The sequence below is a fragment of the Streptomyces sp. NPDC059454 genome (genome assembly GCF_042749965.1).
Taxonomy (GTDB): Bacteria; Actinomycetota; Actinomycetes; order Streptomycetales; family Streptomycetaceae; genus Streptomyces.
Map to the genome: position 1 here is coordinate 84,398 of NZ_JBHYVC010000025.1, position 18,922 is coordinate 103,319.

Consider the following 18,922-nt stretch of genomic DNA (forward strand, 5'->3'; position numbering starts at 1 on the left):
GGCTGGGGGCACAGCCCCCGGGGACGGGACGGGAAGGGGCGGAGGGGGCGAACTCACCCCCACCCCACACGGCCGCCCCCGACTGTCGGTGCCACGTGGCAGGATCGGACACGTGGCAGACACAGCATCGAAGAAGACCGACCAGCCCCCCGCCGGCCCCCGCCCCCGCCTGATGCTCATGGACGGGCACTCCCTCGCGTACCGCGCGTTCTTCGCGCTGCCCGTGGAGAACTTCACCACCGCGACGGGCCAGCCGACGAACGCGATCTACGGCTTCGCGTCGATGCTGGCCAACACGCTCCGTGACGAGGCCCCCACCCACTTCGCCGTCGCCTTCGACGTCTCCCGCAAGACATGGCGCTCGGAGGAGTTCACCGAGTACAAGGCGAACCGCTCCAAGACCCCGGACGAGTTCAAGGGCCAGGTGGAGCTCATCGGCGAGCTGCTCGACGCGATGCACGCCGACCGCTTCGCCGTCGAGGGCTTCGAGGCGGACGACATCATCGCCACCCTCGCCACCCAGGCCGAGGCCGAGGGCTTCGAGGTGCTGATCGTCACCGGCGACCGGGACTCCTTCCAGCTGGTCTCCGAGCACACCACGGTGCTGTACCCGACGAAGGGCGTCTCCGAGCTGACCCGGTTCACCCCGGAGAAGGTCGTCGAGAAGTACGGCCTGACCCCCGCGCAGTACCCCGACTTCGCGGCGCTGCGCGGCGACCCGTCGGACAACCTGCCCGGCATCCCCGGCGTCGGCGAGAAGACGGCCGCGAAGTGGATCAACCAGTTCGGCTCCTTCGCCGAGCTGGTCGAGCGCGTCGAGGAGGTCAAGGGCAAGGCCGGGCAGAACCTGCGCGACCACCTGGAGGCGGTCAAGCTCAACCGCCGTCTCACCGAGCTGGAGCGTGCGGTCGAGCTGCCCAAGGGTGTGTCCGACCTGGAGCGGACCGCCTACGACCGCAAGACCGTGACGATGATCCTGGACACCCTGGAGATCAGGAACCCGTCGCTGCGCGAGCGGCTGTTCGCCGTCGACCCGGGCGCGGAGGAGGCCGAGGCCACCCCGGTCGTCGCGGCCGGCGTGGAGCTGGACGGCACGGTGCTGGGCACCGGCGAGCTGACCGCCTGGCTCACCGAGCACGGCACCGTCCCACTCGGCGTCGCCACGGTCGACACCTGGGCCCTCGGCACCGGCTCGGTCGCCGAGGTCGCGCTGGCCACGTCCGCCGGACCGGCCGCCTGGTTCGACCCCTCCGAGCTGGACGAGGCCGACGAGCGGGCGTTCGCGGCCTGGCTCGCCGACGCGGACCGGCCCAAGGTGTTCCACAACGCCAAGGGCGCGATGCGGGTCTTCGCCGAGCACGGCTGGACCATCGAGGGCGTCACCATGGACACCGCCCTCGCCGCGTACCTGGTGAAGCCGGGCCGTCGCTCCTTCGACCTGGACGCGCTGTCCCTGGAGTACCTGCACCGCGAGCTGGCGCCCGCCGCCGCGCCCGACGGCCAGCTGGCCTTCGGCGCGGACGACGGCGCCCAGGCCGAGGCGCTGATGGTGCAGGCCCGCGCCGTCCTCGACCTGGGCGAGGCCTTCGGGGACCGCCTGGAGGAAGTGGGCGCGGCGGACCTGCTCCGTGACATGGAGCTGCCCACGTCCGCGCTGCTCGCCCGCATGGAGCGGCACGGCATCGCGGCCGACCGGGAGCACCTCCAGGCGATGGAACAGATGTTCGCGGGGGCCGTGCAGCAGGCGGTGAAGGAGGCGCACGCGGCGGCGGGGCACGAGTTCAACCTGGGCTCGCCCAAGCAGCTCCAGGAGGTCCTCTTCGGCGAGCTGGCCCTGCCGAAGACGAAGAGGACGAAGACCGGCTACACCACGGACGCCGACGCCCTGGCCTGGCTCGCCACGCAGACCGACAACGAACTGCCGGTGATCATGCTCCGCCACCGTGAGCAGGCGAAGCTGCGCGTCACCGTCGAGGGCCTGATCAAGACGATCGCCGCGGACGGCCGTATCCACACCACGTTCAACCAGACCGTCGCCGCGACGGGCCGGCTGTCCTCGACGGACCCCAACCTCCAGAACATCCCGGTCCGCACGGACGAGGGCCGCGCGATCCGCCGCGGCTTCGTGGTCGGTGAGGGCTTCGAATCGCTCCTGACCGCCGACTACAGCCAGATCGAACTGCGTGTGATGGCCCACCTCTCCGAGGACGCCGGGCTGATCGAGGCGTTCACCTCGGGCGAGGACCTGCACACCACGGCGGCGGCGCAGGTGTTCTCGGTCGAGCGGTCCGCGGTGGACGCGGAGATGCGCCGCAAGATCAAGGCGATGTCGTACGGGCTGGCGTACGGGCTGTCGGCCTTCGGCCTCTCCCAGCAGCTGAACATCGAGGCGGCGGAGGCACGCGCCCTGATGGACGCGTACTTCGAGCGCTTCGGCGGCGTACGGGACTACCTGCGCCGGGTCGTCGACGAGGCTCGGGCGACCGGCTACACGGCGACGCTCTTCGGCCGCCGCCGCTACCTGCCCGACCTCAACAGCGACAACCGCCAGCGCCGGGAGGCGGCGGAACGCATGGCACTGAACGCGCCGATCCAGGGCACGGCGGCGGACATCGTCAAGATCGCCATGCTGAACGTGGGCCGGGCGCTGCGCGAGGCGGACCTGCGCTCCCGCATGCTCCTCCAGGTCCACGACGAGATCGTCCTGGAACTGGCCCCCGGCGAACGCGCGGCGGTGGAGGACCTGGTCCGCCGGGAAATGTCCACCGCGGTCCAGCTCAGGGTCCCCCTGGGCGTCTCGGTGGGCGCGGGCCCCGACTGGGAGTCGGCGGCCCACTGACCCGCTGAAGCGAGGGGCGGGGCCGGCGCCCTGCAGAGCGCGCCGGCCCCGCCCACCCCGGAGCGGGACCCGGCCCCCGCTCCCGCCACGACGGCGAACACCACAGGTCGTTCCCCCACGACGGTGAGCACCACGACGGTGCGGTGCGGTCCGGCGGTGCGGTGCGGTCCGGCGGTGTGGTGCGGTCCGGCGGTGCGGTGCGGTCCGGCGGTGTGGTGCGGTCCGACGGTGCGGTGCGGTCCGACGGTGCGGTGCCGGCCGAATCCCGGTGGGGCACCGCGACGGCGCCCGGCGGTGCCCGGCGCGCCCCTACCCCGCGGGGCGCCGCGCACGCCCGCCGCGTAACCCTGCCGCACCCCGGAGGGAACCTTCACCCGCGTGGCCCCCGCGGAAAAGCCTCCGCCGGGGCGGGCGGACACCATGCCATGCATGGGTATACGCATGCTTCACCGCAGAGCGGCACCCCCGCGCCCCGGCGGACACGCGGTGTTCCCGCCGGTTCCGGTCTTCGCGGTCGCCGCAAGTACCGCCCGCGCCCCCGCCACCCTCGCGACCGCGCTGCGGAACGCCACGGCGGACCTCGGCCGCCGTATCGTCGGCGGCCGCCGGAGAACCGCCCGCACCCCCACCGCCGTGGGCCTCGCAGGCGAGCAGCCGCCCTGGCGGCTGTGGGCCGAGCTGGCCCGCGCCTACCTCACCCTCGTGCTCACCCTGCTGCCCCGCCCCCGCCCGGTTCGCACCGTCACCGTGTTCGTCGCGGCGAGCGACACCCTCAGCGTGCGCCCGTACGGCTCGACCGCCGCGTATCGGCGCCCGCAGGGACCCCCGTGGCCGGACGCCGCCACCTGACGGCCACCGCGTACAACGGCAGCGCGAGGACCAGCCCCGCGCCCGCACCGAAGCACACCGTCGGAATCAGTTCCCAGGGCTTCGCGGTCGAGCCCCAGTGGACCCACCACCGCGAGGCCCGCTGCACCGCCCCCACCACCGCGCACCCGCCGAGCAGCGCGACGGCCCACCACCGGTCCCCGGCGGACAGCGGGGGAACCCCCACCGGCTCGGCCAGGGGGTCCGTCCGGCGCAGCGCCCGCGCCACGAACAGCGCGATGACGACCGCGGCCACCGCCGAACCGCCGTACTGCAGGTACCAGTACAGCGGCGACCCCGCCACCTCCTCGCCCAGCACGGGAAACACCCGCGTCCCCCACCGGTCGAGATGCGTGAACGCGTCCCAGACCACATGCGTCGACGCCCCCACCACGGCCGAGACGTACCAACGCGCCACCAGAGACGGCCGCATCCGCGCACGCGGCGCCCCGCAGCGCAGCAGCGCCGCCGCCCGCCCCTGCCGGGCCCGTGGCAGCAGCGCCACCAGCGGCTCGCGCACCAGCAGCCACAGCCCCACCAGGGCCCAGGCGATGAGCACGTCGACCGTGAACACACCCCGGAACGCATGGGTGACGTCACCGAACTCCATCGCCCCGGAAAGGACACTCGCCGCGTAATAGGTCATGTCGGGAGCGAAGGTGCCCGCGACCAGCACGGCGGGAACCAGGGAGCCCCGCCCGCTCCCGTCCGTGCGCACGGCGGGCAGCACCGCCGCCGCATGGCTCAGCGTGAACGGCAACTCGGCTCCTTGTGGCAGTGGTTGACCGGGACCACAGACCCCCCGATCGGCAGGCCCCAGTATGCGGGACACCCCGCACCGGCCCCCCACCCTGCGGGAACGTGGCCAACCGGTGAATATCGGGCATGAACGGGTGTCCGAGCAAGGGAAGTTGTCATAGGGTCGCGAGGGTCGTCGCGCCGGATACCCCCAGGAGGGCAACCGGCGGGGCGGGCAGATCGTCACAACAGGGCGAACACAACACAGGCTGACGGACGCCACGGCGTCCACGGGAGGGGTTCACTCTATGGCGGCGCAATTCGGCAGGAGGCTGCGCAAGGGAGTGACGACCACCGCCGTGGCCGCGGCGGCGGTGGCGGCCCTGGCCGCGTCCCAGGCTCCCGGCGTGACCACCGACGACCAGGGCAGACGGACCACCTCGGACACCACGCCCTCGCCCGAGGAGGCCGCCGACGGCGCCGGGGCGACCGGCAACTCGCCGTACTACACGGACCTGCCGCCGCTCAACAGCCCCAACCCCGCCCCGTCCGCGAGCGCCGGAACGGACCTGTCCGGCGTGACCGAGGCCGGCATACCCGCGACCGTCCTCGACGCCTACAAGAAGGCCGAGGCCGCGCTGCGCGAGAAGAAGCCCGGCTGCAACCTGCCCTGGCAACTGCTCGCCGCCATCGGCAAGGTGGAGTCCGGCCAGGCCCGCGGCGGACGCGTCGACGCCGACGGCACCACCCTCTCGCCCATCCTCGGCCCCCAGCTCGACGGCAACGGCTTCGCCCTCATCAGGGACACCGACAACGGTGCCTACGACGGCAACAGCTCCTACGACCAGGCCGTCGGCCCCATGCAGTTCATCCCCTCCACCTGGGAGTGGGCGGGCCGCGACGGCAACGGCGACGGCCGTGAGGACCCCAACAACATCTACGACGCCGCCCTCGCCGCCGGCCACTACCTGTGCCGCTTCGACTGGGACCTGTCCGACCAGCGCGACCTCGACCGGGCGATCCTCAGCTACAACAACTCGACGGACTATCTGAACACCGTCATGTCGTGGCTGGAGTACTACCGCAAGGGCACCCACGAGATCCCGGACGGCTCCGGCACGCTGCCCGTGGACCGCAGCGACGACGATCCGGTACGGCCCTCCCCGTCGACGCCGGCCGCCCCGCCGACGCAGAAGCCCAGCCCCAAGCCCGAGAACAAGCCGGGCGGATCCATCCCGACCACCCCGCCGCCCACCACCCCGCCGCCCACCACTACCCCGCCGCCCACCACCCCGCAGACCCCCACCGACACGGTGGACCACCTGGAGGACGCCGGCACCGCGAAGCTCACCGCGATGGCGGGCGACGCGTTCACCGAGCGGATCAGCGCCCGCGCCGAGACGGACACCGGCAAGGCCGTGGCCAAGGTGCGGATCCGGTTCACCGTCGTCGGTGACACCGACACCACCTTCACCGGCGGCGAGAGCGTGGCCACCGTCGTCACCAACAAATCGGGCGTCGCCGTGGCCCCCGAGCTCCGGGCGGGCGAGAAGACCGGCCCCGTCGTCGTCCGGGCCACCGTGGTCGGCCGGACGGTCAAGGGCGTCGCCTACAGGGCGACGGTCACCGAGCGCGCCGCCGATACCCTCGTCCGCACCGGCGAAGAGGCGCTCACCTGCACGCCGGGCGGCGAGTTCGCGGACGCGGTCGAACTGAAGGCCACGTACGAGGGCGCCGCCGCCGACAAGGTGGCCGCCACCGCCACGCTCATCAAGTCGGCCGACGACTCGGCCGCGAACGACAAGGGCCCCTACTTCAAGGGTGCCGACGGCAAGGCCGTCCGCACCCTGAGCGGTCTGACGACGGACGCGAACGGTTTGCTGAAGCTGCCTCAGCTGTACGCGGACGACACCACCGGCACGTTCCTGCTCCGCGTCACCACCGCGGGCGGAGCGACCGTCACGGTCACTCTGACCGTGGAGGCGGCGGCCGGGACGGAGTCCCCGGCCCCGTCCGCCGACCCGTCCGCCGCCCCGTCGGCGAGCCCCACCGCCTGACGGAACGCGGAACCGATCACCGCCGGAGCCGGGCGTTGGTGTACCGGGTCGGCTCGGCGGTGGCCGGATCCTCCGGCCACGGGTGCTTGGGATAGCGCCCGCGCAGTTCGGCCCGCACGCCCTTGTAGCCGTCCCGCCAGAACGAGGCGAGGTCGGCGGTCACGGCGGCGGGCCGGCCGGCCGGGGACAGCAGATGCACCAGCAGCGGCACCCCGGCCACCTGCGGCGACTCCTGGAGCCCGAACATCTCCTGCAGCTTCACGGCGAGCACCGGCTGCTCCGGGTCGGAGTAGTCGATCCGGATTCCGGACCCACTGGGCACGGTGATCCGCTCGGGGGCGAGCTCGTCGAGCCGTACGGCCTCACCGGAGGCCCAGGGCAGCAGCCGCGCGAGCGCCTGCCCGGCGTCGATCCGCGCGAGATCGGCCCGCCGCCGGGCACGGCTCAGCTCCGGCTCCAGCCACTCCTCCACGCGCGTGTGCAGCGCCTCGTCGGAGACATCGGGCCACGGCTCACCGAGCCGGCCGTGCAGAAAGGCCAGCCGCTGCCGCAGTACGGCCGCCCCGGACGGCCACCGCAGCAGCCCGAACCCCTCCCGCCGCAGCCCGTCCAGCAGCGCGGACCGTACGAGCGAGGGGGCGGCGCCGGTGTACGGCCGTACGGCCACCTCCACCGCCCCGAGCCGCTCGACCCGCCGTGCGACGACGTCCCCGTCGACCCAGCCCACTTCCTCCCGGCGCTCCAGCAACGCCCCCGCCGCGACCCGCGCGACCCCCTCGTCGACAACGCCCCCGAGCTGCACGCGCGCGTGCCCCCGCCCCACAGGCCGATCGGCCACGGCAACGGCGATCCACCCGGCCCCCCGCAACGGGGACCCCGCCCCCACCTCGGCCCGTGTCCCGCCCACCATCAGATACGAACCGCCCTCCGCGCGGGCCACCCGCTCCGGAAACGCCAGCGCCGCCACCAGCCCGACCCGCCCGTCCTCCCCACCGGCGAGTCCCCTCCCCGCCCCCGCGCGGGCGCGGGGCGTCAAGCCCTCCGAAGCGCTGTCCCCACCGCCCGGCATCCGCCCGGAGCCCGGTGCGAACACTCCCGGGACGGGCGCGGCCTCGGACCCGGCCTCCGGCGTCGGCAGGAAGCCCCGTGTCGTCCCGCCGGCGGTGTCGGAGGTCAGACGGCGCAGACGGCCGGTCTCCCTGCGCCAGCGGGCGGCGTACGCGTCGCCGCCGCGCCGGGCGGCCCGCAGCGCGGCGGCGAGGTCGTCGCCGTACTCGCGCGGCGGTTCCTCGCCGATGAGGGCGATCACCTCGGCCGCGAGGTCCGGACCCACCACCGGTGCCGCGTCCAGCAGGGCGCGGCCCAGACGCGGGTGCAGGCCCAGGCCGGCCAGCCGCGCCCCGCGCTCGCCGGCCCGCCCGTCGGGGCCCACCGCCCCGATCGCCGTCAGGACGGAGCGGGCCGCCGCCATCGCCCCGGCCGGCGGAGGATCGAGCAACGCCAGCCCCGAGGCGTCGGGATCGCCCCAGCAGGCCGCCTGGAGCGCGAACGCCGTCAGGTCGGCCACCTTGATCTCGGGGGAGGGGAACCGCGGCAGCCGCGCGTCCTCCGCCTCCGCCCAGCAGCGGTACACCGCCCCCGGTGCCTCACGCCCGGCCCGCCCCGCCCGCTGCCGCCCCGCCGCGCGGGAGGCCCGTACCGTCGTCAGCGCGCTCAGCCCCCGCGCGTGGTCCACGCGCGGCTCCCGCGCCAGCCCCGAGTCCACGACCACCCGCACGCCCGGAACCGTCAGCGACGACTCCGCGACCGAGGTCGCCAGCACCACCCGGCGCCGCTCCCCGGCGGACAGCACCGCGTCCTGCACGGCGGCCGGCGCCCGCCCGTGCACCTGGAGCACGTCGACACCGGCGAGGTCCCCGAGCCGCCCGGCCACCCGGGCGATCTCGCCGACCCCCGGCAGGAACGCCAGCACGTCCCCCTCCCGCTCCGCCAGCGCCCGCCGCACCACCGACGCCACATGCGTCAGCAGCGCCGGATCGACCCGCGTCCCGTGCGGCGGCCGTACCGCACGCGCGGGCGGCGCCCACACCACGTCCACCGGGTACGCGGCACCGCGCGCCTCGACCACCGGCGCGTCCCCCAGCAGCCGGGCCCAGCCCTCCGCGTCCGTCGTCGCCGACGCGGCCACCAGTCGCAGTTCCGGGCGCAGCGCCTGGCGCACGTCCCACAGGAACGCCGCCGCCGTGTCCGCGTCCAGATGCCGCTCGTGGCACTCGTCGAGCACCACCGCGTCCACACCGGAAAGCTCCTGGTCGCGCTGGAGGCGCTGAAGGAGCACACCGGTGGTGACGACCTCCACGCGCGTGTGCCGCCCCACCGCCCGCTCCCCGCGCACGGTGAAACCGACCGACTCGCCGACCCGCTCGCCCAGCAGCCACGCCATCCGCCGTGCCGCCGCGCGGGCCGCGATCCGCCGCGGCTCGGCGACCACCACCCGCCGCGCCGGCCCGTCCCCGAGCAGCCCCGCCAGCGCCAGGGGCACCAGCGTCGTCTTGCCGGTACCGGGCGGCGCCACCAGTACGGCCGTGCCGTGCGCGTCGAGCGCGTCGGTCAGCCCCGGCAGGGCCTCGCGTACGGGAAGGGAGTCCAGGGCGTCATGACGGATCACGTACTCAGTCCCGTACGCACACGAAGATCGCCGTCCCCGGGATCAGGTTCCCGCGCAGTGGCGACCAGCCGCCCCACTCGGCGGTGTTCCAGGCCGGCCACTCCGGCTCCACCAGATCCACCAGCCGGAACCCCGAGGCGACGACGTCACGGACGCGGTCCCCGAGCGTCCTGTGGTGCTCCACGTACACCGCGCGGCCCCCCTCGTCCTGCTCGACATAGGGAGTGCGGTCGAAGTACGACGCGGACACGCTCAGTCCTTCCGGACCGGGCTCGTCGGGGAACGCCCAGCGGATCGGATGCGTGACCGAGAAGACCAGCCGGCCGCCGGGCCGCAGCACCCGCCGCACCTCGCGCAGCACCAGCCGCGGATCGGCGACGAAGGGCAGCGCCCCGTACGCCGAGCAGGCCAGGTCGAAGGAGCCGTCCGCGAACGGCAGCGCGCCCGCGTCGGCGCACACCAGCGGGACCGGCCCGCCGATCCGCAGCGCGTGCTGCAACTGCCGGTGCGAGATGTCCAGCGCCACCGGACGCGCCCCCTGGGCGGCCAGCCAGCGCGAGCACTGCGCCGCGCCGGCCCCCAGTTCCAGGACGTCCCGGCCCTTCAGCTCCTCCGGCGGACCGAGCAGCTCCGCCTCCACCTCGTCCAGCCCCTCGGGGCCCCACACGAAGCGGTCGTCGCCGAGGAACGTGCCGTGCTCGATCTGGTACTCGTCCGCGTTGCGGTCCCACCAGCCCCGGTTGGCGCGGGAGCTCTCCGTGACACCGGCCTGCCGCCGGGTCGCCTCCGGGTCGGGCGCTTCGGGCTCTTGGATGATGGGCTCCCTCGTCGTACTCTTCCGTCCAGCCGGTCCCCGGCGTGTCGCAGAAGGGGTCCTCACCGCCCCTGCGTGGCCTCGGGAGACCGCAGTTGTGCCGGTTATGCGGCGATCCGCCCCGGGTGGGCGGCTTCGCGCATTGACCATGTCCGGCAGCCCCCGTATGCTACAAGTTGCGCTGCGAGCCTGCGCACCTCAGACGTAGCAGGCTGCGCTCGCATCTGTTGTATGTCCCCTCGGTTCTCGAGGCGTCGTCACCGGCGAACGGTGATGCGCTTCCTTGGCTGTCCGGCTTCTGCAGAGCGAAACGGGCTCCCGGCGTAAGCAGTACCTACGACTCAATGTCCGTACCGGAGCCCTTTCCCACATGACGAGCAGCACCGAGACCACCGCCACCACCCCGCAGGTTGCGGTCAACGACATCGGTAACGAGGAAGCCTTCCTCGCCGCGATCGACGAGACGATCAAGTACTTCAACGACGGCGACATCGTCGACGGCGTCATCGTGAAGGTCGACCGGGACGAGGTCCTGCTCGACATCGGTTACAAGACCGAAGGTGTCATCCCGAGCCGCGAGCTCTCGATCAAGCACGACGTCGACCCGAACGAGGTCGTCAAGGTCGGCGACGAGATCGAGGCCCTTGTTCTCCAGAAGGAGGACAAGGAAGGCCGCCTGATCCTCTCGAAGAAGCGTGCCCAGTACGAGCGGGCCTGGGGCACCATCGAGAAGATCAAGGAAGAGGACGGCATCGTCACCGGTACCGTCATCGAGGTCGTCAAGGGTGGTCTCATCCTCGACATCGGCCTCCGTGGCTTCCTGCCGGCTTCTCTCGTCGAGATGCGTCGTGTCCGCGACCTCCAGCCCTACGTGGGCAAGGAGCTCGAGGCCAAGATCATCGAGCTGGACAAGAACCGCAACAACGTGGTCCTGTCCCGCCGTGCCTGGCTGGAGCAGACCCAGTCCGAGGTCCGCCAGACGTTCCTCACGACCCTCCAGAAGGGTCAGGTCCGTTCCGGCGTCGTCTCCTCGATCGTCAACTTCGGTGCCTTCGTGGACCTGGGTGGCGTCGACGGTCTGGTGCACGTCTCCGAGCTCTCCTGGAAGCACATCGACCACCCCTCCGAGGTCGTCGAGGTCGGCCAGGAGGTCACGGTCGAGGTCCTCGACGTCGACATGGACCGCGAGCGTGTCTCCCTGTCGCTGAAGGCGACCCAGGAAGACCCGTGGCAGCAGTTCGCCCGCACCCACCAGATCGGCCAGGTCGTGCCCGGCAAGGTCACGAAGCTGGTTCCGTTCGGCGCGTTCGTCCGCGTGGACGAGGGCATCGAGGGTCTGGTCCACATCTCCGAGCTGGCCGAGCGCCACGTGGAGATCCCGGAGCAGGTCGTCCAGGTCAACGACGAGATCTTCGTCAAGGTCATCGACATCGACCTCGAGCGCCGTCGCATCAGCCTCTCGCTGAAGCAGGCCAACGAGGCCTTCGGCGCCGACCCGTCGGCGGTCGAGTTCGACCCGACCCTGTACGGCATGGCCGCGTCCTACGACGACCAGGGCAACTACATCTACCCCGAGGGCTTCGACCCCGAGACCAACGACTGGCTCGAGGGCTACGAGACCCAGCGCGAGGCGTGGGAGACCCAGTACGCCGAGGCGCAGCAGCGCTTCGAGCAGCACCAGGCGCAGGTCATCAAGTCCCGCGAGGCGGACGAGAAGGCCGCTGCCGAGGGTGGCGAGGACGTCGCTCCGGCCGCGTCCGGTGGCGGCGGTTCGTACTCCTCCGAGGGTGGCGACCAGTCCGGTGCGCTGGCTTCGGACGAGGCGCTGGCCGCGCTGCGCGAGAAGCTGGCCGGCGGCCAGAGCTGATCGCTCTCCGCTGATCCCCAGCGGTTGACCGAGGGGTCGTACCTTTCGAGGTACGGCCCCTCAGTGCTGCCCCCCTCGGGGTCGCGGTTCCGCTGCGGGCCGGTGGGAGCCGACGCGCCCGCGCGGCGGGGCCGCGCATCGATACGGCCCCGCGCCCCTGAGGGAGTCGCCCGCCCGGGAATGTCGGTGCCGTGTGTCACGTTGTGCAGTACGGACATGAGGAGGAGCGGTCACTGTGCTTGATCCGCAGGGTTTGTACGCATGGGAGCCGAAGGGGCTCGGCGTCGTCGACATGGCGCTGGCCCAGGAATCGGCCGGACTTGTCATGCTCTACCACTTCGACGGATACATCGACGCGGGGGAGACCGGGGACCAGATCGTCGACCGGCTGCTCGACTCACTGCCCCACCAGGTCGTCGCCCGGTTCGACCACGACCGGCTCGTCGACTACCGCGCCCGGCGCCCGCTGCTGACCTTCACCCGCGACCGGTGGAGCGACTACGAGGTGCCCGCCATCGAGGTGCGCCTCGTCCAGGACGCCACGGGAGCGCCCTTCCTGCTGCTCTCCGGCCCCGAACCGGACGTGGAGTGGGAGCGCTTCGCCGCCGCCGTCCAGCAGATCGTGGAGCGGCTCGGCGTACGCCTGTCGGTGAACTTCCACGGCATCCCCATGGGCGTCCCGCACACCCGGCCCGTCGGCCTCACCCCGCACGGCAACCGCGCCGACCTCGTCCCGACGGGCGGCAGCGTCTTCGACGAGGCGCAGGTGCCCGGCAGCGCCGAGGCGCTCGTCGAGTACCGGCTCATGCAGGCCGGGCACGACGTCCTGGGCGTCGCCGCGCACGTGCCGCACTACATCGCCCGTTCCCCGTACCCGGACGCGGCACTGACCGCCCTGGAGGCCATCACGGCCGCGACGGGACTGGTCCTGCCCGGCGTCGCGCACGCGCTGCGCACCGACGCCCACCGCACCCAGACCGAGATCGACCGCCAGATCCAGGAGGGCGACGACGAACTCACCGCCCTCATCCAGGGCCTCGAGCACCAGTACGACGCGGTGGCGGGCGCGGAGACCCGGGGCAACATGCTCGCCGAGCCGGTGGAGATCCCGTCGGCGGACGAGATCGGCCGCGAGTTCGAACGCTTCCTGGCGGAGCGCGAGGGCGACAGCTGACGCCCTAGGCTTCTTCCCATGCTGAAAGTGGGCCTGACCGGCGGTATCGGAGCCGGCAAGAGCGAGGTGTCGCGGCTGCTCGTCGAGTGCGGGGCCGTGCTGATCGACGCGGACCGGATCGCGCGCGAGGTCGTCGAACCGGGGACGCCCGGTCTGGCGGCGGTCGTGGACGTCTTCGGTACCGAGGTCCTCACCGCGGACGGCAGGCTCGACCGGCCCAAGCTGGGCTCCATCGTCTTCGCCGACCCGGAGAGACTGGCCGTCCTCAACTCGATCGTCCACCCCCTGGTGGGCGCCCGCTCCCGCGAACTGGAGGAGGAGGCCGCCGAGGACGCCGTCGTGATCCACGATGTCCCCCTCCTCACGGAGAACGGCCTGGCCCCCCTCTACGACCTCGTGATCGTCGTCGACGCCAGCCCCGAGACCCAGCTCGACCGGCTCGTGGGCCGGCGCGGCATGACGGCGGAGGACGCCCGCGCGCGGATGGCCGCCCAGGCGACCCGCGAGCAGCGCCGGGAGATCGCCGACATCGTCATCGACAACGACGTCCCCCTCGACGAGCTGGAACAGCGCGTCGAGGACGTGTGGTCCGGGCTCGTCCACCGGGCGCGGACCTCCCACCCGGAATAGCGGGTGCCGGACGGGGCGTTGAACCCGTTCAGTGAGGGAAGGATTCCGCCGTGCCCGAGACCAGCGGTTCGACCGGACGTACGCCGGAAACGCATGTCATCGACTTCCGTGCCGCCGAGCACCTGCTCGCCTCCCGCGACCCGAGGGGCGCGGTGAAGCTGCTCGACGGTGTCATAGACGTCCATCCGGAGAACACCGCCGCGCGCCTGCTGCGCGCCCGTGCCTTCTTCGCGGCGGCCCAGCTGCGCCCCGCCGAGCTGGAGTTCTCCCTCGTCCTGGAGCGCGAGCCGGACAACGCCTTCGCCCACTTCGCGCTCGCCCGCACCTACCAGCGGCAGGGCCGCCCGCACCCGGCCAAGCGCCACTTCCGGCTGGCGGCCGCGCTGGACCCGAACCCGGAGTACCTGGAGGCGGCCCGCTTCGACGCGTGACGGCCCGCGCTACGGGTGGCTCCTCGGCGGCTGGTACGGGGGCACATCGCGCCCCGGCTGGTAGTGCGGGCCCTGGCGGATGTGCCGCAGGACGACGGCCAGGTCGACCGTGACGACCAGCCACAGCAGCCCGCAGACGAGGGCCCAGCCCGGGTGCCCCGCGAGCGCGAACGCCACCGTCCCGGACACCGTCCAGACCACGCCCCACACGCTCAACCAGAACCGCATCCGCAGAGCACTGCGCGCGGTCGCCGGCTCACTGCCCGTACGCATCGCGATCACCGCCCCGTCCGTCCCGGCCTCCCGTTTCCGGGTTCCCTGGATCGCCTCCAGGACCACGTGTCACTCGGTCGGGTGAACCGGCGAGGAGGGGGAACGAACGTGCGGACGCGAGCCGTTTGGCGGGCATGGAACCGAAAATGCGTGAGGGCTATGAGGGGACGGGTCCCGGGGCGATCACCCCGGACGGCTGCGCGGTGGAGCTGTACGCGCGGCTGCCCGTCGGGGACGAGCCGGACATCATCGCCGCCGCGGTGCCGGCGCGGGCGCGGATCCTGGAGCTGGGCAGCGGCGTCGGGCGGATGACCCACGCGCTGCTGGAGCGGGGCTTCGAGGTCACGGCGGTGGACGAGTCCGCCGAGATGCTGGAGCGGGTGCGCGGGGCACGGACGATATGCGGCCCCGTGGAGCAGCTCGACCTCGGCGAGACGTTCGACGTGGTGCTGCTCGCGTCGTTCCTGGTGCACGCGGGGGACGTCGAGGTGCGGCGGGGGATGCTGCGCACCTGCGTGCGGCATCTGGCGAAGGGCGGATGCGTGCTGATCCAGCGGGAGGGCGAGGACTACCACACCGATGTGCCGCGCGAGCGGGTGGACCCGGCCGGCTTCACCATACGGATCGTGTCGACGGAGCCGGTCGGCGACGGCGTCGACTCGGTGCACGCGGAGTACGTGTTCCCGGACGCGACCTGGACCCAGACGTTCCGCTCCCGCCCTCTGACGAGGGAGCAGTTCGAGGAGGCACTGGCGGAGGCGGGCCTGAAGGTGGACCGGTACCTGACGGAGGACAGGGTGTGGGTGAGGGCGGTGCCGATGTCCGGCACCTGAGCGCGCGGACCGCCTTCACGGCCGGGCCGCACCACCGGTCCCTCTGCCACGGGTCTTGTGCCCACCACCGGCCGTCCCACGTCCGGTGGTCCCATGTCCGGCCGCCCCGCGTCCGGCGGACCCACCACGGCTGCCGGTTCCGCCGGACGCGGCGCCAGGGTCACCGCTGCTGCCCGGTCCGCCCGGTCCCGCGTGCCCACCGAACGGGCCGGGTCCGCCCAGCCCGCGCAGCCGTTCCATCTCCCGGCGGTCGCGCTTGGTCGGGCGGCCCGTGCCGCGGTCGCGGATGCCGGCCGGGGCGACGGCCTCGCGGGGCGGGGGCGGCGGGGAGTTGTCGAGGTAGCACTGGACGGCCACGGGGGCGCCGACCCGCTTGCGGATCAGCCGCTTGACGACGACGATCCGCTCCCGGGTCTCGGCCCGCAGCCGTACCTCGTCACCGACGCGGAGGGAGTGTGAGGGCTTCACGCGCTCGCCGTTGACCCGGACGTGCCCGCCCTTGCAGGCGGCGGCGCCGAGCGACCGCGTCTTGACCAGCCGCACCGACCAGATCCAGCTGTCGATCCGCACGGACTCGCCACTGCCCGGACCGGCCGCCTCGGCGGCGGCCATGGCAGCGGCGACCTTGGGGTCCTCGGCACTCTCAGAAGCCATGGTCCCGACCTTAACTCCCGGACCCGGCCGGCGGTGCGGGGTTTTCGCCCGCTCCGGGCACCTACCGTGGAGCCATGGACCCCAGCGGCCTCGACCGGCTAGACCAGCGCATCGCCGGCTGCCGTGCCTGCCCCCGGCTGGTCGACTGGCGTGAGGAGGTCGCCCGTACCAAGCGGGCCGCGTTCGCGGACTGGACGTACTGGGGGAGGCCGGTGCCCGGATTCGGGCCGGCGGACGCCCAGCTGCTGATCGTCGGCCTGGCACCCGCCGCCCACGGCGGCAACCGCACGGGGCGGATGTTCACCGGGGACCGTTCCGGGGACGTGCTGTACCAGGCGCTGTACGACGTGGGGCTCGCCTCGCAGCCGGGCTCCACCCACGCCGGGGACGGCCTGGAGCTGTACGGAGTGCGCGTCACCGCGCCCGTGCACTGCGCCCCGCCCGCCAACAAGCCCACCCCCGAAGAGCGGGACACCTGCCGGCCCTGGCTGGTGCGGGAGCTGCACCTGCTGCGGCCGACGGTACGGGCCGCGCTCGTGCTGGGGGCCTTCGGCTGGCAGGCCGCGCTGCCCGCGTTCGCCGAGGCCGGCTGGACCGTGCCCCGGCCCCGCCCCGCCTTCGCCCACGGCGCCCACGTCACCCTGGACGCTCCCGACGGGTCCGGCCTGAACCTCTTCGGCTGCTTCCACGTCAGCCAGCGCAACACCTTCACCGGCCGGCTCACCCCCGAGATGCTCCGGGACGTGCTGCGCACGGCGGCCGGGGCGGCGGGACTGCCCGCGCGAAAATGAGATGAACCGTCCCGCCGACGGCACTACGGTGTCCCGATGGCCAGGTATCCGGAGATCGAACCGTACGACCACGGCATGCTCGACGTCGGTGACGGCAACCGCCTCCACTGGGAGACCAGCGGCAACCCGCGCGGCAAACCCGCGGTGGTGCTGCACGGCGGGCCGGGTTCCAGCGCCGGCCCGAACCTCCGGCGCTACTTCGACCCCGCCGCCTACCGCATCGTGCTGCTCGACCAGCGCGGCGCCGGCCGTTCGACACCGCCCGCGAGCGACCACGCCACCGACATGGGCGTCAACACGACCGCCCACCTCATGGCGGACCTGGAGCGGCTGCGCACCCACCTCGGCATCGAGCGGTGGCTGGTGTGGGGCGTGTCGTGGGGATCGGTGCTCGGACTGCGGTACGCGCAGACGCACCCCGGTGTGGTCTCCGAACTGGTGCTGACCGGCGTGGCGACCGGCTCCAACGCGGAAGTCGACCTCTTCACCCGAGGGCTGGGCACCGTCTTCCCCGACGCCCACGAACGCTTCCTCGCCGCACTGCCCGCCGACGAGCGCGACGGCAACCTGGCCGCCGCCTACAACAGGCTGCTGGAGTCACCCGACCCGCAGGTCCGGGAACGGGCCGCGAAGGCCTGGACCGACTGGGAGACGGCGATGATCCCGGCGCCCCCGGGCTCGGTCGCGCGCTTCCGGGACCCGGTGTTCCGCATGGGCTTCGCCCGTACCGTCACCCACTACTGGGGCAACGACCACTTCCTCGGTGGCGGCGAGGACGACGACGAGGGGATCGTCCTGCGCGACGCCCACCTCCTCAAGGGCATCCCCGGCACCCTCGTCCAGGGCAGCCTCGACTTCGGCAACCTCCTCGGCATCGTCTGGCGCCTCCACCACGCCTGGCCGGACAGCGAGTTGACGATCGTGGACGAGGGCGGGCACGACACGGGCGACGTCGGTGACGACGCACTGGTGGCGGCGACGGACCGGTACGCGCGCCGCGGCGGGTGAACGCCGTCCCCCCTCGGACGTCCGACACGGGCGCCCCGCTGCCTGCGTCGTCCCGGCGCCGGACTCACACCGGAAGCCACGCGGGCCACCACGGCGGCACCTTGTCCGGTGGGCAGTGACTGACGGGGTAGCCGTCGGGCGCGTGCCATATCGCCATCAACGGCCGGAGCAGGACGATTCCCGTGGCGACGGTCAGGAGGAACGGCAGCAGCCGGCGTCGGCCGGTGACCCGGCGCATCAGGGCCCACACGGACGTCGACACGGCCGCCATGATCGTCGACGCGATCACCAGGTCCCCGAGGTCGGCCGACGCGTTGACGCCGATGTCGCAGTCGGCCCACGCGTTGCCGAGCAGGACGGACGCCATGAAACCGGAGGCCAGGAACACCACCCAGCCGATCAGCCAACTTGCCGCACTGTAGGGAGGGTTCGTGCTCTGTACCACAGAGTTCCCTTTGTTCGGTGGCCGGCTCGGTCGGGAACGAGAACGGTCCCTCTCAGGTCAGCGGCTCGTGGAACGGGCCGTCAGGCGCGAAGTCGTGAGAACACACCGTCACGTCCTGCCCTTCCGGATAAGCCGGCAACCACTCGCTGAACGTCATCCCGTAGAGGGTCCAGGCCGGACTGTCGAACTCCTGGACCACGACGCGCCAGGGTGACGAGGGAGCGTCGGGGACGCGGAGGAAGACCGCCTCGCCCGTCGTGGCCGTCGCCACCGGCACCAGTCCGCCCCTACCGGACTCGACAGGAATACCGAACCGCAGGCGTCCACGACCTCGCGGAAGTCCGATGGGAGTGCGACGCCGGGTTCCTGCTCCAGTGCGATCCATGGTGCAGGATCCGAGCAGTTGAACCGGGGCTCTCCCAGGAGGCCTCGTATCTCCGGGAGCGTTGCCACATCTGTGCTCCTCCTGATCTCAGAACGGGCTCGGGACCTGAGTCCAGACGATCACGACGAGGGCCAGGTGGACGAGGCACAGCAGTCGCGCGGACTTCCATCTGAACGACACCCCGGCCGTGGCGGCGAGGAACAGTGTGGACAGGACGAGGCAGAAGAAGGCGCCGGCCGCTGTGTCGGGGTCCGACGTCGGCGTGTTCTCGACGCCCACGGCGGGCAGGCTCAGGGCCAGCATGCCGACCGCGACGGCGTACAGTCCGGCGGTCAGCAGACCTCGCAGCCACAGGCCCGGCTTCTGGTTCTCAGCTATCACGTGCGTTCCATTCTGCAGGAGTTACTGACGCGGGGTGGGGGCGGGGCGGGGCCGGGGGCGCCCCCCC

At 72.8% G+C, this 18,922-nt stretch carries 18 protein-coding genes; 10 read left to right on the forward strand and 8 right to left on the reverse strand.

The genetic code is table 11. The features are described 5' to 3' along the window. The first annotated feature begins 112 nt into the window (after positions 1-112). The gene (gene polA / locus ACFXAE_RS19180) at positions 113-2,839 is read left to right on the forward strand and encodes a DNA polymerase I (RefSeq protein ID WP_384715853.1); all 2,727 of its coding nucleotides are present in this window, start codon (positions 113-115) and stop codon (positions 2,837-2,839) included. A gap of 429 nt (positions 2,840-3,268) precedes the next feature. Further along, on the forward strand, positions 3,269-3,688 hold the full coding sequence (locus ACFXAE_RS19185) for a hypothetical protein (protein ID WP_384715856.1): 420 nt from the start codon (positions 3,269-3,271) through the stop codon (positions 3,686-3,688). Here the strand turns inward: ACFXAE_RS19185 and ACFXAE_RS19190 are convergent. Further along, positions 3,612-4,466 (reverse strand): DUF4184 family protein, encoded by an 855-nt coding sequence (locus tag ACFXAE_RS19190; RefSeq protein WP_384715859.1) that lies wholly within the window; start codon positions 4,464-4,466, stop codon positions 3,612-3,614. The genes ACFXAE_RS19185 and ACFXAE_RS19190 overlap by 77 nt on opposite strands. Before the next feature lie 286 nt (positions 4,467-4,752). Here ACFXAE_RS19190 and ACFXAE_RS19195 point away from each other — a divergent pair, with 286 nt between their 5' ends. Further along, positions 4,753-6,501: a lytic transglycosylase domain-containing protein gene (locus ACFXAE_RS19195; protein ID WP_384715862.1), complete on the forward strand. Its 1,749-nt coding sequence runs from the start codon at positions 4,753-4,755 to the stop codon at positions 6,499-6,501. 16 nt (positions 6,502-6,517) lie between these two features. Here ACFXAE_RS19195 and ACFXAE_RS19200 read toward each other — a convergent pair whose 3' ends face one another. Continuing rightward, a complete protein-coding gene (locus ACFXAE_RS19200; protein WP_384715865.1) occupies positions 6,518-9,169 on the reverse strand; it encodes an ATP-dependent RNA helicase in 2,652 nt (883 codons plus the stop codon). Positions 9,170-9,173: 4 nt separating this feature from the next. Continuing rightward, on the reverse strand, positions 9,174-10,049 hold the full coding sequence (locus ACFXAE_RS19205; protein WP_384715868.1) for a class I SAM-dependent methyltransferase: 876 nt from the start codon (positions 10,047-10,049) through the stop codon (positions 9,174-9,176). A 304-nt stretch (positions 10,050-10,353) separates the two neighbouring features. Here ACFXAE_RS19205 and rpsA point away from each other — a divergent pair, with 304 nt between their 5' ends. The 4 genes from rpsA to ACFXAE_RS19225 all read left to right on the forward strand — a co-directional run bounded on the left by rpsA (position 10,354) and on the right by ACFXAE_RS19225 (position 14,085). Beyond that, entirely contained in the window at positions 10,354-11,850 is a 1,497-nt protein-coding gene (gene rpsA / locus ACFXAE_RS19210) for a 30S ribosomal protein S1 (RefSeq protein WP_384715871.1), read from the forward strand. A 235-nt stretch (positions 11,851-12,085) separates the two neighbouring features. After that, positions 12,086-13,024 carry a PAC2 family protein gene (locus ACFXAE_RS19215; protein WP_384715874.1) on the forward strand — a complete coding sequence of 313 codons (939 nt, stop codon included), beginning with the start codon at positions 12,086-12,088 and terminating at the stop codon, positions 13,022-13,024. A gap of 18 nt (positions 13,025-13,042) precedes the next feature. Beyond that, the gene (gene coaE / locus ACFXAE_RS19220) at positions 13,043-13,654 is read left to right on the forward strand and encodes a dephospho-CoA kinase (protein ID WP_384715877.1); all 612 of its coding nucleotides are present in this window, start codon (positions 13,043-13,045) and stop codon (positions 13,652-13,654) included. Between the two features lie 50 nt (positions 13,655-13,704). Further along, positions 13,705-14,085, forward strand: coding sequence for a tetratricopeptide repeat protein (locus ACFXAE_RS19225; RefSeq protein WP_217136400.1), 381 nt, complete (start codon positions 13,705-13,707; stop codon positions 14,083-14,085). Positions 14,086-14,094: 9 nt separating this feature from the next. Here the strand turns inward: ACFXAE_RS19225 and ACFXAE_RS19230 are convergent, their stop codons facing one another. Then, complete coding sequence (locus ACFXAE_RS19230) at positions 14,095-14,358, reverse strand: DUF6343 family protein (protein WP_384715910.1); 264 nt, start codon at positions 14,356-14,358, stop codon at positions 14,095-14,097. A gap of 146 nt (positions 14,359-14,504) precedes the next feature. Between ACFXAE_RS19230 and ACFXAE_RS19235 the strand changes: the two genes are divergently transcribed. Beyond that, positions 14,505-15,191: a class I SAM-dependent methyltransferase gene (locus tag ACFXAE_RS19235; protein WP_384715880.1), complete on the forward strand. Its 687-nt coding sequence runs from the start codon at positions 14,505-14,507 to the stop codon at positions 15,189-15,191. A 15-nt stretch (positions 15,192-15,206) separates the two neighbouring features. Here ACFXAE_RS19235 and ACFXAE_RS19240 read toward each other — a convergent pair whose 3' ends face one another. Next, positions 15,207-15,845, reverse strand: a complete 639-nt coding sequence (locus ACFXAE_RS19240; protein ID WP_384715883.1) for an RNA-binding S4 domain-containing protein — start codon at positions 15,843-15,845, stop codon at positions 15,207-15,209. A gap of 74 nt (positions 15,846-15,919) precedes the next feature. On the opposite strand from ACFXAE_RS19240, the gene ACFXAE_RS19245 reads away from it, so the two are divergent. Next, positions 15,920-16,636 (forward strand): uracil-DNA glycosylase, encoded by a 717-nt coding sequence (locus ACFXAE_RS19245; protein WP_384715886.1) that lies wholly within the window; start codon positions 15,920-15,922, stop codon positions 16,634-16,636. Between the two features lie 36 nt (positions 16,637-16,672). After that, on the forward strand, positions 16,673-17,644 hold the full coding sequence (pip, locus tag ACFXAE_RS19250; protein WP_384715889.1) for a prolyl aminopeptidase: 972 nt from the start codon (positions 16,673-16,675) through the stop codon (positions 17,642-17,644). A gap of 64 nt (positions 17,645-17,708) precedes the next feature. On the opposite strand, the gene ACFXAE_RS19255 is transcribed toward pip, so the two are convergent. The 3 genes from ACFXAE_RS19255 to ACFXAE_RS19265 form a co-directional block, all read right to left on the reverse strand. Beyond that, positions 17,709-18,089 carry a hypothetical protein gene (locus tag ACFXAE_RS19255; protein ID WP_384715892.1) on the reverse strand — a complete coding sequence of 127 codons (381 nt, stop codon included), beginning with the start codon at positions 18,087-18,089 and terminating at the stop codon, positions 17,709-17,711. A 52-nt stretch (positions 18,090-18,141) separates the two neighbouring features. Next, positions 18,142-18,360, reverse strand: coding sequence for a hypothetical protein (locus ACFXAE_RS19260; RefSeq protein ID WP_384715895.1), 219 nt, complete (start codon positions 18,358-18,360; stop codon positions 18,142-18,144). 201 nt (positions 18,361-18,561) lie between these two features. Further along, on the reverse strand, positions 18,562-18,855 hold the full coding sequence (locus ACFXAE_RS19265) for a hypothetical protein (RefSeq protein ID WP_384715898.1): 294 nt from the start codon (positions 18,853-18,855) through the stop codon (positions 18,562-18,564). Positions 18,856-18,922 lie beyond the last annotated feature (67 nt).